Origin of the sequence: Pseudoduganella plicata, from assembly GCF_004421005.1 — a bacterium.
Lineage (GTDB): Bacteria > Pseudomonadota > Gammaproteobacteria > Burkholderiales > Burkholderiaceae_D > Rugamonas > Rugamonas plicata.
This window is the reverse complement of the sequence record NZ_CP038026.1, coordinates 3,684,657-3,700,092: the sequence shown is the minus strand read 5'-3', so window position 1 is coordinate 3,700,092 and position 15,436 is coordinate 3,684,657. Positions and strand designations below refer to the sequence as shown.

Sequence of the window (15,436 nt, the reverse complement as noted above, 5' to 3'; positions counted from 1 at the left end):
GGTTTTCAATGGAATCAGATGGGAATGCGGATGCGCAGCATGGTTTGCTGCGCCGTCGGCAGTACGGCCAGGGTGCCGCCCAGCGCATGCACGCGCTCGGCGATCGACAGCGGCATGAACGGCGCCGGCACGGTGCGCTCGTCGGCGCCGTTGACGATGTCGATCGCCAGCTGGCCCTCGACTTTTGCCAGCCGCACGCAGGCCGTGCGCACGCGCGTGTGCTTGCGGATGTTGCTGATGCCTTCCGTGACGATCTGGAACACCTCGGCTGCCATGCGGTCGCTGATGGCCGGCGCGTGCTGCGCTTCCAGCACCACGTCGAGGTCGTAGAACGAACGCACTTGCGCGGCCTGGCGGCGCAGCGCGATCAGCAGCTCCGGTTCTTCCTGGCGGCCGTTGCGGAAGCGGTCGGCGAAGTGGCGCATGTCGCCGATCACCTCCGTGCACATCGACAGCAGCCGGTCCAGGTCCGGCGCCACGGCATTGTCGTCGCCCGCCTGGCTGCGGATCGCGGCCACCGCGTGGCGCAGGCCGATGTACGGCTGGATGGTGCTGTCGTGCAGATCGCGGGCGATCTTCTGCCGCTCGCGCAGCGCGGCGTCCGACGCCAGCCGGTCCAGCAGGTCGATTGTTTCGATGACGGGAAACGCCTGCTGCACGATATGGTTCAGGAACGTGGCGTCCGGCCGGCGCAGCCGTTCACCGGAGGTGACAAAGATCCGCCCGCGCCCCTTGCGCAGCGGCAGGGCGGCGCTGACGAACCACGTCGTATCGAGCAGGTCGGCGATGCCGCTGCAGCGGTCCGGATCGATGCCGCGCCAGTCGCCGTCTCCCGTGACGAGCTGCGCGGCGGGGATATCGTAGGGCACGAGCTGGCGCGTGACGCCGCGGTACAGCACCGTTGCCCCCGTATCGAAATCGAGCAGCGGCTGGACGGTGGCGTCGGACACGCTGTTGTGGCTCGTGGCCCGGCCCGTGGCCGGATGGTGGACGGTGTTCAGCGTCCAGCGCCCGCTCGCATCCTGCATCACCAGCACGCAGGTGCTGCCGCCATAGAACAGCAGGATCTTTTCCATCAGCGAGTCGAGCGTGTGCTGCACGCCGAAACGGGGATTCGACAGGCGGCTGACATCGCGCAAGAGTGCCAGGCGGCGGCGCTGGTCCACGGCCAGCCCGCCCCAGAACGCGATCATGTAACCCAGCGCCAGCACGAACGTGGTGCGCAGCAGCAGGAACTGCACATGCTGCAGGCCCTGCGCCGCCAGCACCATCGCGGCCACGATCGCGGCCGCGCCCAGGGTCAGGCGGGCGCCGGCATCGAACCCATGCCGGAACGACGCGGCCAGGATCGCAAAGAAGAAAAAGCTGAAGAACGGTCCGCTGGCGCCATCGGTGGCCAGCAGCATCAGGCCATACCAGCCGATATCGAGCCAGTAGACCAGGGGACCGTGCCAGAAGCCGTCCCGCACGCGCGCCACGCACAGCAGCACCACGCTGTGCAAGGCATACAGCACGAACACGGACCAGGACCAGGTGCCGAGCGGCGTGGCGCCATCCGGACCGATGTACAGCGTGAGCAGCCCGGAGATCGCCAGTACGAGCCGCATGCCAAACACCATCGTCGCCTCGGCATCGGGCGCGACGGCCCGTCGGCCAGACAGGGACAGCGGCAGTCGGCGCAGCGCGGACAGGGCGATACTGTGATACCAACTCATCGTTGTTCCTGGCCGACACCGGCTGTGGATCGCTGTTCAGCGCAGTTCAAAAGCATACAGCAAGAATTATTGCCATGTAGAATGTCAATATCTTACTGCATTGTCTGCAAGAACCCTCCTAATGTTGTCTTAACGATGATACCTCCGGTCACTCGCCGTCAATCCGGCGCCACACTCGTTGAAATGGCGATCGTCGCACCCGTGTTCATCCTGGTGCTGCTGGCACTGGTCGAGATGAGCCTGATGTTTTTCACAACGCTGACGATGCAGTATGCCGTGCGCGAAGGTGCCCGCTTTGCCATCACGGGCCAGGAGGGCGCGGGCCAGCAGCGCTACGCGGCCGTCATCGCCAGGATCCGCGACAGCTCGCTGGGCATGTACGACCGGCTCAAGCCGGTCATTTCCGTCAACGGCACAGCCTATTCGTCCAGCACGTACAGCAACGGCATGTTCGGCACGGCCGGCAGCATCATCGTGCTGCAGCTCGATTCCACGTGGAAGGTGACGACGCCGATCCTGTCGACCTTCTTCAAGGACGGCGAATACCGCTTCACGGTCGCCGCGACGATGCGCAACGAGTACTTCCCATGAAGCGTCAGCGCGGCATTGCCGCCGTTGAATTTGCGCTGCTGCTGCCGGTTCTGCTGTTGCTGCTGTTCGGCATGCTCGACGCTGCCCGCGCGCTGCAGGCCAATATCATCCTCGTCAATCTCAGCCGCGAAGGGGCCAATCTCGTCTCGCGCGGCAATACACAACTCGAGAGCGGCAGCCAGGAGATCATCTACGCGCTGATGGCCAGCTCTCCGCCGCTGAATGTCAACAAGCACGGCATGGTCTACATCACGCGCGTGATGGGCGTCGTCAGCAACGGCCAGTCGCGCAGTGTCGTGCTGGACCAATACCGCTGGGACGACAGGCCGCGCAACCTGGGCGCCAGCGCCAGCGGCTACAACCCGGGCAGCCGCGTCTACGGCTGCGGCGCCTGGAACGGCCCCGCCTGCGCGGGCGTCGATCCGAACCGGCGGCCGGTCGTCAACGTCATGAGCGGGCAGCTCGCCGATGGCGAAGTGGTGCACGTCGTCGAGACGTTTTATCAGTACGAGATGCTGCTGGCGGGCTTTACTGTCGGTTCGCTGTCCCTGCCCACGCTTGGGCCCAACCTGTATTCGATGACGATTTTCTGACATGGCTCCCAACCTCCAGCGCCAGCGCGGCGCCATCGCGATCATGGTGGCGCTTGCGCTGCTGGTGCTGCTGTCGCTGGTCGGCCTGATCGTCGACGGCGGCCTGGCCTACATGACCAAGGCGCGGCTGAACGCGGCGGTGGACTCGGCGGCGCTGGCCGCGGCGCGCGCGGTCACCATAGGCGACAACCAGGCGGAGCAGCGCGCCAGCGCGCAGGCGGCCGCTTCCCGGTTCTTCGCGGCCAATATTCCGCAGGGTTATCTGCTGTCGAAGCCCGAACTGCTGGGGACCGACGTGACGTTCGACGGCGGCATGGTGACGATCGACGTGCGGGCCGAAGCGCCCATGCCCGTATCCCTCATGCAGATGACGGGTGTCAAGACGATGGCGCCGGGCGCTTCCGCGCAGACCATCAGGCGCGACCTGGACATGGCGTTTGTCGTCGACACGTCGGGTTCGCTGAAGGATGTCCAGGCGCAGGTGCGCACGTCCGCCAAGTCGTTCCTGAATAAATTCAACGTCACCCAGGACCGGGTCAGTCTGATTCATTTTGCATCGGGCGCCGAGGTGGACAATGCGATCAACCACTCTGCGCGCGGCTTCAACCGCACCTCGATGCTTCGCAAGATCGATGGCTTCAACTTTGAAGGCGGCACCTCTTCCATCGAAGGCATGTGGCATGCACGCTCCCAGCTTAATTCGATTTCGGCAGAGAACCGGTCCACGCTGCGCGTCATCGTGTTCTTCTCGGACGGTGCTCCCACGTCGTTCGGTGCGACGGTGGCATTGAAGTATCCGAACGACTGTCCATTGGTCGGCAAGAACAAAGGCGCCGGTGTCATCGACATGACGCGCAACGGACTGTATCGGCTGGATGTCAGCGAAAATATACTGCTGGATCAACGCTGCACGCTGGCGAATAACCCGGCCGTTTCCTTGCCGGCGTGGTATGACGCACACAATGTTGACGACGATACGGCCCAGCGTGAGTTTCGTATCGTCACGAGCACGCCACGCGTAGTGACGGCCAGTATCAGCAACGGTGCAACGCTGAAAGACAATGTCGATCGCGCTGCGCGCAATCTGGCCGAGGCTGCCGCGGCAAAGGCCCGGGACGAAGGTATTTTCGTGTTCACATTGGGCATGGGCGGCAGCCTGCGCGACCGGACCGGAACCGATAACGAAAAAGGGGAGGACGTGCTGAAATGCATGGCCAACGTGGCTGATGGCCCGTCGCGCTGCTTTAACCCGGCCAAACCCGTCGGCATGTACTGCTACGCCGCCACGGAAGCGGACCTGACGCCATGCTTCTCGCGCCTGGCCTCGGCAATCCTGCGCATCGCCAAATAAGCAACTGACCCGCAATGTTGCGGGTCTGCTACAAAAATAGTCTTCACCACAACAATACGATTCCGCCAGCGATCACGTTGCCGGCGGCGCCGCCGCCGTCCGGCAGCACGGCGGCTCCTTCCCATATCCCCTGTCACAACAGTAAAAGTGCGAAAAAAGTGCGCTCGGTCCCTGTCACAAAACGGTAACGATTCCACCGCTGGCATATCGATTTCGGTATCGAAAACCCGAAAAAAATGATTGGAACGGTCATTGGTGCGTCAATACCATGGGCCAGGACAAAAGTGGCAATCATGCCGCTGCGTAATCAAACCAACTAAAAATCATCGGAGACTGTATGAAATCGAGCGCTATCGAGCGTCATGACGCATCTCGGCCATTGAAAATGAAGCTGACGGTGATGGCCCTGGCGGGTGCCGGCTTGCTGAGCAGTGCTTCCATCCGCGCGCAGGACGCGCAAGCCATCGCCAACAAGGCCGAAGCGGCCGAAGCCGCGGCACCGATGAATGCCGTTGTCGTCACGGGCGTGCGCCGCGCCGCGCAAAGCGCGCAGGCGATCAAGAAAAATTCCGACGAGGTCATCGATTCGATCGTGGCCGAGGAGGCGGGCAAATTTCCCGACAAGAACGTGGCCGAGGTGCTGGGCCGCGTCACCGGCGTGCAGATCCGCCGCTCCGGTGGCGAAGCCAGCGACATCATCATCCGTGGCCTGCCGGGCCTGACGACCCTGCTGAACGGCCGCGAGATCTACACGTCGAACAACCGCAACCTGCACCTGGCCGACATCCCGACCACGATGCTGCAACGCGTGGACGTCTACAAGACGCAGGGCGCCGAGATGGTGGAAGGCGGCACGGCCGGCGTCATCGACGTGCGCACGTCGCGCCCGTTCGACTTCAAGGGTTTCTCCGCCAGCCTGGCCGGCCGTGTGGAGAACCGCGACAAGGTCAACACCAATGACCCGAACGTGTCCGGGATGGTGTCGAACCGCTGGAAGGGGACGTACGGCGAAATGGGTGCGCTGCTGGGCCTGTCGTACCAGAAGGGCCACTACCAGGACGAGGTGACGTGGAATTCGCCGCCGTCCAACACGGTGCCGTCCGATCCCACCATCACCGGTCCCGTGGACCTCGGTCACACCAACACGCGCGGCGAGCGCAAGCGCCTGTCGGCCAACTGGGCGCTGCAGTGGCGCCCCGTGCGCGAAGTCGAGCTGTATGCGGAAGGCTGGTCCACCCGCATCGATCACGACCGCCAGTCGCAGTTCTTCATCGGCACCCTGATGCTGCCGGCCTACCAGACGCAGTACACGCTGTTCCCGGGCACGAGACAGATCGACTCCGCCACCTCCACCGGCGACCTGTTCGCGCTCAGCTCGAACCAGACGCCGCGTGAGGATTCCGAGAGCCATCAAGGCGCCATCGGCGCCCGCTGGGACGTGACGCCCTCGCTGCGCGTCACGTCCGAGTTCTCGCGCGTGTCGAGCCACTGGAAGCAGAAGTTCCCCATCATGGAGATGAACGCGCATCCGCGCACCATCACGGGCCAGACGTATGTGAACGGCGGCGCCCGTTTCGATTACCCCGGCTACGACATGATGGACCCGAACAACTACAGCCTGGGCGCGTTGATCGACAACTGGGCCGACTCGCGCGGCCAGTCGAACGACTGGCGGGCGGACGCCACGTATGACTTCGGCGACGAGAAGCTGTTCCGCGAAGTCAGCGTGGGCGTGCGCGTGGCCCAGCGCAAGGCGGCATACCAGCACGAAAGCCAGAACTTCCTCGCCAATCCGGGCAACCTGCCGGCCGTCAGCGCGATCCCCGGCCTGACGTGCCCGTCGCTGCCGATGGCGGGCGACTACGGCATGAAGCAATGGCTGGTCGTCTGCGACCAGTACCAGCATGCCAATATCGACGCCATCCGCAAGATGTATGGCCGCAACGGCCAGACTGCGCCCGATCCGTACTCGATGTACGGCAACAACGAGGACACGTCTGCGCTCTACGGCAAGACCCGCTTCGGCTTCAACGCCGGCCCCGTCAGGGTGGAAGGCACGGCAGGCGTGCGCGTGGTCAAGACGGAGCTGGACGTCAACGGCTACAGCCTGATCGACGGCCAGCAGGTGGCCGTGAACCGCAAGACGTCCGACACGGACGTGCTGCCGAACCTGACGCTGAAGACCTACTTCACCGACAAGCTGATCGGCCGCATCAACGCCAGCAAGTCGATCCAGCGTCCCGCCTTTGCCGACTTCAACCCCGGCATCTCGCTGGGCGCCACGCCGGATGGGCTGGGCATCTACGGTGGCAATGGCGGCAACCCGGACCTGAAGCCGATCACGGGCAAGAATGCGGACGTGGCGCTGGAGTGGTACTTCGCGCCCACCGGCAGCCTGACCGCCACCGTGTTCAAGCACAAGTTCGAGAACTACATCGTCCGCTCGCTGGCGCTGGAAACGATCAATGGCAACCAGTACCGCATGGACCGCCCGCGCAACCTGAACGACGGCCAGCTGGAAGGCATTGAAATCGGCTACCGCCAGTTCTATGACTTCCTGCCCGGCTGGCTGAGCGGGTTCGGCCTGGAAGCGAACTATACGTACATGAAGGGCCACCTGGTCGATGGCGGCAAGGAAGTGCCGTTCGCTGGCATGTCGAAGAACGCCTACAACGTCAACGTGCTGTATGAACGCGGACCGTGGTCGGGCCGCGTCGCCTACAACTACCGCAGCAAGTTCGTCGACACGTTCAACTACCGGACGATTGCCGCCCCGATCGGCCCGATCGACCTGATCGTCGATCCGATCGAAACGATCGACGCGTCGATCTCGTACAAGATCAACGACCGCATGGGCATCACCCTGGACGTGGAGAACCTGGCGGACCGGACCTACAACGACTATCACGGCATTCCCAGCAACCCGCGCGATATCCGCCGGTATGACCGTGTGATCGGTTTGTCGCTGCGGTGGAAGCTGTAATGCCGCGCTGAGCGATCGGCTTGTCTACAACGCGCCCCGAGCCCAGGCTCGCGGCGCGTTTTTTTGCGTGACCAAAAAAGGGACAGGTCCAACATCCGGACAAATCTCCTTGCGAAGGCCGGGTTCGTGTCCGAATGTCCACGGCGGCGCTGCAAGACCCTTGTTCGCATTTTTCCTGCGGCAATAGTGACACTAGTCAATTACTGGAACTGTGGAAACGTTAGTGTGATGCAGCGCGAGAGGTTGCTGCGAACCTACACGCATAACGATGTCGGTTGAAAAAGCCCACTGGCTGGCTCTGTCAAAAGTTATAGATATACAATACCCACCTTTCCATGAATCGAGCTCCCATGCGCCTGTTCACTACGCTTTCCCTGTTCATGCTTGGCACCACGGCCGCCATGGCCGACGACTCCACCGGCCGGCCCGCCCCGCTGAAGATCACCGCCGCAAGCGACGCGCGCACGGTGATTCGCGGCATTCCGGAAGAAGCGGCGACGGAGCGGTTCGAAGTGCTTGCTGCCAGTGGCGAGACGGTCAGCTACGTCGGCCTGGCCGATGGCCCCGTCGGCGGTGTCGTGTTCAAGGGCGGCAAGCTGCATGGCACGCTGACGCGCGCACAGGCCGAGACGTTTTACGCCTGCCGCGGTTACGCCACGGCGCGGCATCATTACTGGGCACAGGAAGCGGGCCGCTGGACCGATTCGCTCGTCAGGGTGGCCGAGCCGGCGCCGGACGTCGAGCTGACGTTCACCGGCAAGTCGACCATGAAGAGCATCAAGGCCGTGCTGGAAAACCCGGCCATCAACCAGGTCAAGGCGCTGGTGGAAATGGGCACCAACCCGCTCAAGGTCATCAAGGTGCTGTCCAAGGCGCGCAGCGAGCATCGCCAGCGCGAGCACGACGAGGACATGCTCGAAGAGCTCGGCAAACTGATGCCGGGCGACGCCGAACAGCGCCTGGCCGACGTACTGCGCCCGGAAGACCTGACGTTCCTCGAGCGCGGCCTGGTGATGGCGTACCCGAAATACTCCGTCGAGTTTATGGTCGACAACAACAAGATCCAGGCGCTGCAGCAGCCGTCGTTCCTGCAGCTGGCTCGCGTCAAGCCGGGGATGTTTTACGCACCCAACACGGTCTGGTCGAACTGCACACCGGAGAAATGGATCGATGCCATGGCCCCGGCCGCGGCGCCGGCATCGGCATCGGTAATGGCGGCGCCACCGCAAGGGTGACCTGCGCGGGTCAATCGGCCTGGCCGGTTCACCCGCCTCTGTCCACCCGGACCGCAGCGGCCCCGTCAGGGCGCGCTCGCCACCTCCCGGGCGAAGTCGCGGCAGGAGTGCAAGGGACCGGCCCAGCAGCGCCGTCATGTGCTCGACGTCGCCGGCCTCGGGAATCATGCCGCCGCCGACGAAACGCTCGCTCATCAGCCGCAGATCGTAGGCCATCCAGGGCGGCATGAACTGCCGCAGATTCGAACCCGGCCGTGTCGTCGCCCGGATAGAGGACCGCGCGGCCCGGCACATCCGTCCAGATGGCGGCAATGTCGGCCCCCGTCAGCGTGTCCGGACCAGCCATATTGATGCGGACCAAAGGCAGCGGCTCGGCGGCGCCCTCCGGCGCATCAGCTCGATGGTCGCCACCTCGGCCAGGTCGCGCGTGTCGACCATCGCCAGGCCCTTGCCGCCGATTGGCCCGGCGACGGGCAGCGGATCGCTCCCGGTCCTGGCGACGGCGCAGGGTGGCCATGGCGGCGACAGCCTTCTGGGCGATGGCGCAGCGGGCGCGCAAGCTTCCGCTGCCGCCCGCCGGCCGTCATGAATGATGGCCGCCAGCTCGTGGCCGAAGTCGGCACTGCCGGTGCCCGAACCGGCCGCCTGGCTGCTGTTGCTGGGCCGGATTCGCCACGCTGTCGGTGCGACGGGGTAATGGCAATCTCTCCAATAGTCGGGCATGCGAGCGTGCCGTTGATCAGCTGTCGGTTCAGTTCATCGCGAGTTTCATCGACACCGCCTTGCCAGCCTTGACCGGCACCGGACGATGCACTTGCGGTGGCGCCGTGTCTTGTTGAATGCGGAAAACCGCCGCCTGTGCCGCCAGGTCGGCAGCCTGTTCGTGCAGGGCTGCCGACGCGGCAAACGCCTCCTCCACCAATGCGGCATTTTGCTGGGTACTGGAATCCATCTCGGACACGGCGCGATTGACCAGTTCGATGCCTTGCGCCTGCTCGGCGCTGGCATTGCTGATTTCCATGACAATCCGCGTTACCGACTCGATATTGTCCACGACCTCATTCATCGTCCGACCGGCCTCGGCGACGAGAACGCTACCGGCATCAACCTTTGCAAGCGAGTCGCCGATCAGCTCCTTGATCTCCTTCGCTGCGACAGCGGAACGCTGTGCCAGTGCCCGCACCTCCGTGGCAACCACCGCGAAACCACGCCCATGATCGCCGGCACGCGCCGCTTCCACGGCGGCGTTCAGCGCAAGGATATTGGTCTGGAATGCGATGCCGTCGATGGTGCTGGTGATCTCGGCAATTCGTCTTGCACTGCTGTCGATGGTGCCCATTGTCGTCACCACCTTCCCTACCACGGCACCGCCCTTGTTGGCGACGTCGCTGGCGACCTTGGCCAGACGGCTCGCTTCCCGTGCCCCTTCGCCGTTCTGCCGCACTGTTGTCGTCAGCTCATCCATAGCAGAAGCCGTTTCTTCAAGCGATGCGGCCTGCTGCTCGGTACGAACCGACAGATCCCGATTCCCGTCCGCAATCTGTGCCGATGCTGCCGCAATCCCGTCCGTTCCAAGGCGAACCTGGCCAACAATGGTCGCCAGCTTCCCTGTCATGGTATTGAGCGCGGAAAGCAGACGGGAGAATTCGTTATCACCACGGACCTCGGCTTGCGTGCTGAGGTCTCCCTCGGCTACGCGGCGGGCAACCGTAATGGCTTGGTCAAGCGACCGGGTAACGGTATTGGTCATGAAGCGCCCGACGATGAGGCTCACGATCAGGGCCGCGACCAGCCCACCACCCAATGCCACGGCAGCCGAGGTGATGCGTGAATCGATGAAATGACGATTTTTTTCCGCCCGCTCACCCAGGTATTGGGTCAGCGCCTTCGCATCCACGTCAGCAGCACGGTACGTCGGGTTGATCGTCTTGATGAGGATAGTCTGGGCCTCGTCCCAATTGCCAGCACCGATGGCGCGAGCCGCGGCAGTCGTACTTTCGGTGCCAAGCTTGCCACTTGTCTCAAACCACTTCTCAGCAAGAACTTTTTCTTCGTCGGATGTGATTCCGGCGCGATAGGTTTCCCACAGCTTGCGGATGTCGTTTACGTTCTGGTCGATCACCCCGTAGTGAATATCCAGCGGATGATCGTGCATCGCCGCATATTCGGTCGTAGGGTTATGCTGGAGCGCCTGCAGGACCTGGCTGCGGCTGCCTTCCATGCGCAGACGGATCTTGTCCACCGTCGCCTGCGCTGTCACGTCGGACAAATTGATTTGCTGCAGAGCGTTGACCGCATATCGCGTCAGGCCCAGGCCTGACGCGCCGGCAGCCACCGCGATAGCAATAAGAATACCGATCGTACCAATCATCAGCATACGGATAGACAATTTTTGTAGGGCGAACATGGGGCAGATCCAATTTGAGTAATTTGAGTAACCGGAAGCAATAATCCATCAGATATTGCCGCAAGTCAACAAGTGCCATCAAATTCGTCAATTCGTCTCATTTTGACGACGGATGCGCCGCGTCGCCAACGCGGCGCTGCAAGCAAGGTCGCTACCCCGACAGCGCCCACGTACAGGGCTGCGAACGGGCACCAATGCAGCCGCCTCCATAGCGGGCTTCCGATAGCTGCCGCTGCTGGGTATCGGCGCTTCGCCACAAGGCGAGACCAGGTCCAAGGTACGACGGCGCGATGTGACAACGCCTCCTTGAGCTCGCCCGAAGTCGCGCGCGTGCCCGTGTCTTCCGCTATGTTGCGACTATGGAGAAGTCCGCACCCGACGGCGCGTACGTACCCGATCGCGGGATCGAATCGCGCCAGATCAGCGGCGTAATAGGCTACGGCGCTTCCGTTCCCCGGGCATGAGAAGTATCTGCGCCTGCATCACCTGTCCCATGAGCACGTGCAGGTGGACCGGGTCCCGGTCCACGTAACAGGAAGCGTTTTACGTGTACTACGCAGGTAAAGAGGATAGGGGATTTGCAACGGACAATAGCGCGGCTTCTGGCAAGAACAGAAACGCATTTCGTGCATTCCTGGATGCAATCGCGCGCCTTTTTTCTCCACGCGGCGCATCATATAAGGATTCCTATTTTCTTTACGCCTTCTCGCAAAGGTATCGCAATAATAGTTACGACCTGTCCCGCGCTTACGACGGCGCCCAGAGCTACACAATGAACATGCGCCCCAACGAATCAGATGAAGCCAACCGCCTAGAGGCACTGCATGCATACGACATCCTGGATTCCGCGCCGGAGGATGGCTTTGACCAACTGGTGATGCTTGGTGCCACGCTGTGTGGTACTTCCATGGCTGTCCTCTGCTTTGTCGACAGCGAACGGGAATGGCGCAAAGCGGTCTTCGGCACCGCCGTGATCGAAGTCCCGCGCGCCGAGTCAATTTGTGCGAGGATGATCGACGCCCGGGAGGCGCTGGTCGTTTCAGATTTCCATTCGGCCAGAATATTTGATAAAGCGCCGATCGGTTGGCGTTTCTTTGCTGGTGCCCCCATAGTGACTGCGGAGGGCTTCATATTGGGCACACTATGCGTAATGGATGAGAAGCCACACACGATGGTGGCCGCACAGATGGACGGCTTGAAAGCTTTGGCACAACAAGCGATGGCTCGACTGGAGCTACGCCGCTATCAACGCCAGGGTCCGGAACTGCAGCGTGATCGATTTTGTCAGCTGGCCGATTCGATGCCGCACATCGTCTGGTCCGCCGACAGAGACGGTACAATCGATTTCGCCAATCACTCGATTGTAGAGTATGCCGGCCTGCGCTACGCAAGCGATATCGGCAAACTGTGGAGTGAACTGCTGCATCCGGATGATTTTTCGCGAACACTGGAAGCCTGGGAGCAATCAGTACAGACCGGCGAGATTTTCTCCGCTGAATATCGTCTGCGCCGGGGTTCGGATAATGCCTATCGCTGGCACATCGCCAAAGGCATACCGGTGCGCGATGATCAAGGCAATATCACGAAGTGGTATGGCACCACGACCGATATCCACGACATGAAGCTGGCACATGAGGAAATCGGCAGGCTGGCGTTCTTTGACACGTTAACCGGGCTGCCTAATCGACAACTGCTCATGGATCGTCTGGCACACACGGTCACGCTGCATGACCGCATCGGCCGGACCGGTGCCGTACTACTGCTCGATCTTGACCACTTCAAGAATATCAACGACACGATCGGCCACGATAATGGCGACCTGTTGCTGGTTCTCGTTGCGAAACGCTTGCTTGCGAGTGTCGCGGATCGTCACACAGTGGCCCGTCTGGGCGGTGATGAATTCGTCATCATTCTCGAGGATATCGGCACATGCGACGAAACGGCAGCGCAAGCGGCAACGAAACTGGCCCGCAATATACTCGACGCGCTGAATGCCTCGTTCAATCTTGACGGATACGAACGCCACATAACGCCAAGTATCGGTATTGCCTTTTTTGGCAGCCCTGCACAGTCGATTACCGAACTACTCAAGCGCGCGGATCTTGCGATGTATCAGGCCAAGGCCGCGGGTCGCAATACCATGCGCTTTTTCGATCCAGCCATTCAGGAGGCAGCGCTGGTTCGAGCCTCACTGGAGGCGGAGCTGCGGCAGGGCCTGGCGCGCCAGGAGTTCGTGCTGTTTTACCAGCCCCAAATGAACAGCGCGGGCAACGTGATCGGTCTCGAGGCGCTGGTTCGTTGGAATAACCCGCACCGCGGCATGGTGTCACCGGCCGATTTCATTCTGCTGGCCGAGGATACCGGTCTGATACTGCCGTTAGGACGCTGGGTGTTGGAGGAAGCATGCAGGATGCTGGTATTTTTGACTGCCAATTCCAGTACAAGACACTTGTCGGTTGCGGTCAACGTCAGCGCACTGCAGTTTCGGCAGCCAGACTTCGTTGCAGTGGTGTTGGACGTATTGCACAGTTCGGGCGCCCATCCTGGTCGGCTAAAAATCGAGCTGACCGAATCTTTACTGTTGGAAGATATCGAAGGTGCGATCCAGAAAATCAACGAACTGAAGAAGCACGGCGTCAGGTTCTCGCTCGACGATTTTGGCACTGGCTACTCTTCACTCACGTACCTGAAGCGGCTGCCGTTCAATCAGATCAAGATTGACCAATCGTTCGTCCATAATATTCTGAACGACCCACGCGATCTCGCCATCGCGAACACGATCATTGCACTGGGGCAGACACTGCATGTGGCCGTGATCGCGGAAGGGGTGGAAACCTCCACGCAGCGTGACTTGCTTGCACAATGCGGGTGCACGCTGTTCCAGGGCTACTTCTTCAGCCGACCGCTGCCCGAGGCACAGCTGCAGGATTTCCTGCGACGGCACTTGGCTGCCTAGCTTGCGCATTTCCAGGTTTGTTCCTGGCACGGAGATAACGAAATCGTCGTGGCACGATGGTCGCTCCAGGCACTTTCTCCACGGAAAATGGTGGTTGATTCCTGGTTCAGCGACGTTCCGCAGGCAGGTGCGGAAAACGCAGGATCAATAGGGGTGCCCTGGTTTCCAATCAGCACCCTCGTTGCGAAGCAGTGGAGTACCAACCGGATACGGGTTCGGCAAGCAACAGGGGGCAGCGATAATGCTCTGCAACGTGCCCAGATCAACCGGTTTGATGAAATGATGATCGAAGCCTGCCGCCGCGGTACGGTCGCGATCTTGCAAAGGAAAATCGGAGACTGTCACGAAGGGCTGGCACCGACCGAAAGTGGTCGGTGCCGAGGCGACCGTCACCGTTCCCGCTCCTGTTTAGCGTGTTCAGTGCCAGATATAGGCAATATATCTAATAGTTTTTGGTCAGACGCAGCCTCATCCAGCGCGTTCCAGCGCCTGCCGGGCTAAGCGAGCAACAGCCAACTCGTTGTCGGCCTCATTGCGCTCTCCGTCCTCCAGAAACCAGGCCGCCGACAATGCGGCATGGGCCATCACCCACCGTAACAGCCGTCGGCGCTCTAGCCTCGCAGCGTCGACGACGATGTCAACTTGCTTTGCAAAACGTATCGGGTCAATGCAAGTCTTCAAATCGGGGTTGCAAAGCACGCCGACGTAGTCATAGTAACGCTCCCCGGTTACACGCTTGGGATCGATTGCCAGCCAGCCGCGCTCGCCAAAATCGAGGATATTACTGTGATGCGCATCGCCGTGTAACACCACGCGCTCGCGCTGCGAGCCCAGTAGCTCATCTGCCACTACTGAACACTCGGCCATCAGGCCACCCTCACGCCGCGCCATTGGCGCCAACGATTCAAAGAAACGCGTCAACGGCAGCAATTCTCCGGGCGGTAGCGATGGCCGCTTCGCATGCAAGCGACTGATAACGCGACAGACGATGCGCGTGGCAGCGTCGTCTTCGCCTTGCAGAGCCATGTTCAGTAAGTGAGCCGAGCCGGTGGCACGCTCCATCAGCAACACGCCATCGTCCTCATCATAGGCATAGACATGCGCCGCGCCATCGCCATCCCACCAGCGCATCACCTGGCTGCCGATCCGCTCGTCGACGTGCCGCGCGATCTTGATCATCGCGGGACGACCGTTCGGATGACCATCGAGACGGACGGGTAGCAGGTGGCCGGAATGGGTTGCGAACGGCTCACCGTCTGGTTCCGCGTTCCAGTTTCGGAGGTAGGCATCAAATAGAGTCAGATTGGACATATGGCTAAACGCTCCGGCCTACAGCTTTTCACGATCATCATGGAGTATTCCGGGTCGAATCGAAGGATGGATACATCTATTCCACGCTGTCCCCTTGCGAAGGCTGGTTTGCTCCGGGCGGCAGGGGATTAGTCCGGTAGCAAACTAGCCGGCAAAGACGACAAAAATTGCACTGAAACCGAAGCTGAGAAAGCACTGATTTTATTTTTTTTCGTCGCGGCACGCGAAGGTGCCGAAGCACAGAAGAGTTTTCATCCCATCCCTTTGCTGTCAGACCGGCCCAGGGAATTGCAC

At 61.6% G+C, this 15,436-nt stretch carries 9 protein-coding genes and 1 pseudogene; 6 read left to right on the top strand and 4 right to left on the bottom strand.

The window, feature by feature from the left end; genetic code table 11:
* Window positions 1–14: 14 nt before the first annotated feature.
* Window positions 15–1,715 carry a sensor histidine kinase gene (locus E1742_RS16195; RefSeq protein WP_134386016.1) on the bottom strand — a complete coding sequence of 567 codons (1,701 nt, stop codon included), beginning with the start codon at window positions 1,713–1,715 and terminating at the stop codon, window positions 15–17.
* 81 nt (window positions 1,716–1,796) lie between these two features.
* Between E1742_RS16195 and E1742_RS16190 the strand changes: the two genes are divergently transcribed.
* From E1742_RS16190 to E1742_RS16170, 5 genes are all read left to right on the top strand, one after another.
* On the top strand, window positions 1,797–2,306 hold the full coding sequence (locus E1742_RS16190) for a TadE/TadG family type IV pilus assembly protein (RefSeq protein ID WP_307721880.1): 510 nt from the start codon (window positions 1,797–1,799) through the stop codon (window positions 2,304–2,306).
* Window positions 2,303–2,899: a TadE/TadG family type IV pilus assembly protein gene (locus E1742_RS16185; protein ID WP_134386015.1), complete on the top strand. Its 597-nt coding sequence runs from the start codon at window positions 2,303–2,305 to the stop codon at window positions 2,897–2,899. The genes E1742_RS16190 and E1742_RS16185 overlap by 4 nt, the downstream gene beginning before the upstream one ends.
* A gap of 1 nt (window position 2,900) precedes the next feature.
* Window positions 2,901–4,250: a VWA domain-containing protein gene (locus tag E1742_RS16180; protein ID WP_134386014.1), complete on the top strand. Its 1,350-nt coding sequence runs from the start codon at window positions 2,901–2,903 to the stop codon at window positions 4,248–4,250.
* 337 nt (window positions 4,251–4,587) lie between these two features.
* Window positions 4,588–7,233 carry a TonB-dependent receptor gene (locus E1742_RS16175; RefSeq protein WP_166793506.1) on the top strand — a complete coding sequence of 882 codons (2,646 nt, stop codon included), beginning with the start codon at window positions 4,588–4,590 and terminating at the stop codon, window positions 7,231–7,233.
* A 350-nt stretch (window positions 7,234–7,583) separates the two neighbouring features.
* Window positions 7,584–8,468, top strand: a complete 885-nt coding sequence (locus E1742_RS16170; protein ID WP_134386013.1) for a hypothetical protein — start codon at window positions 7,584–7,586, stop codon at window positions 8,466–8,468.
* 65 nt (window positions 8,469–8,533) lie between these two features.
* Here the strand turns inward: E1742_RS16170 and E1742_RS16165 are convergent.
* Together E1742_RS16165 and E1742_RS27165 are read right to left on the bottom strand one after the other, a co-directional pair.
* Window positions 8,534–8,930, bottom strand: a pseudogene (locus E1742_RS16165) (Rossmann-fold NAD(P)-binding domain-containing protein); the annotation flags it as partial.
* Between the two features lie 289 nt (window positions 8,931–9,219).
* On the bottom strand, window positions 9,220–10,875 hold the full coding sequence (locus E1742_RS27165; protein ID WP_134386012.1) for a methyl-accepting chemotaxis protein: 1,656 nt from the start codon (window positions 10,873–10,875) through the stop codon (window positions 9,220–9,222).
* 547 nt (window positions 10,876–11,422) lie between these two features.
* Here E1742_RS27165 and E1742_RS16155 point away from each other — a divergent pair.
* Complete coding sequence (locus E1742_RS16155; protein ID WP_134386011.1) at window positions 11,423–13,831, top strand: putative bifunctional diguanylate cyclase/phosphodiesterase; 2,409 nt, start codon at window positions 11,423–11,425, stop codon at window positions 13,829–13,831.
* A 468-nt stretch (window positions 13,832–14,299) separates the two neighbouring features.
* Here the strand turns inward: E1742_RS16155 and E1742_RS16150 are convergent, their stop codons facing one another.
* A complete protein-coding gene (locus E1742_RS16150) occupies window positions 14,300–15,142 on the bottom strand; it encodes an aminoglycoside phosphotransferase family protein (protein WP_134386010.1) in 843 nt (280 codons plus the stop codon).
* Window positions 15,143–15,436: the final 294 nt, after the last annotated feature.

Bases quoted from the DNA above. Each gene is read 5' to 3' on its own strand.
- E1742_RS16195 (WP_134386016.1), bottom strand. From the start codon at position 1,715: ATGAGTTGGTATCACAGTATCGCCCTGTCCGCGCTGCGCCGACTGCCG.
- E1742_RS16190 (WP_307721880.1), top strand. From the start codon at position 1,797: ATGTCAATATCTTACTGCATTGTCTGCAAGAACCCTCCTAATGTTGTC.
- E1742_RS16185 (WP_134386015.1), top strand. From the start codon at position 2,303: ATGAAGCGTCAGCGCGGCATTGCCGCCGTTGAATTTGCGCTGCTGCTG.
- E1742_RS16180 (WP_134386014.1), top strand. From the start codon at position 2,901: ATGGCTCCCAACCTCCAGCGCCAGCGCGGCGCCATCGCGATCATGGTG.
- E1742_RS16175 (WP_166793506.1), top strand. From the start codon at position 4,588: ATGAAATCGAGCGCTATCGAGCGTCATGACGCATCTCGGCCATTGAAA.
- E1742_RS16170 (WP_134386013.1), top strand. From the start codon at position 7,584: ATGCGCCTGTTCACTACGCTTTCCCTGTTCATGCTTGGCACCACGGCC.
- E1742_RS27165 (WP_134386012.1), bottom strand. From the start codon at position 10,875: ATGTTCGCCCTACAAAAATTGTCTATCCGTATGCTGATGATTGGTACG.
- E1742_RS16150 (WP_134386010.1), bottom strand. From the start codon at position 15,142: ATGTCCAATCTGACTCTATTTGATGCCTACCTCCGAAACTGGAACGCG.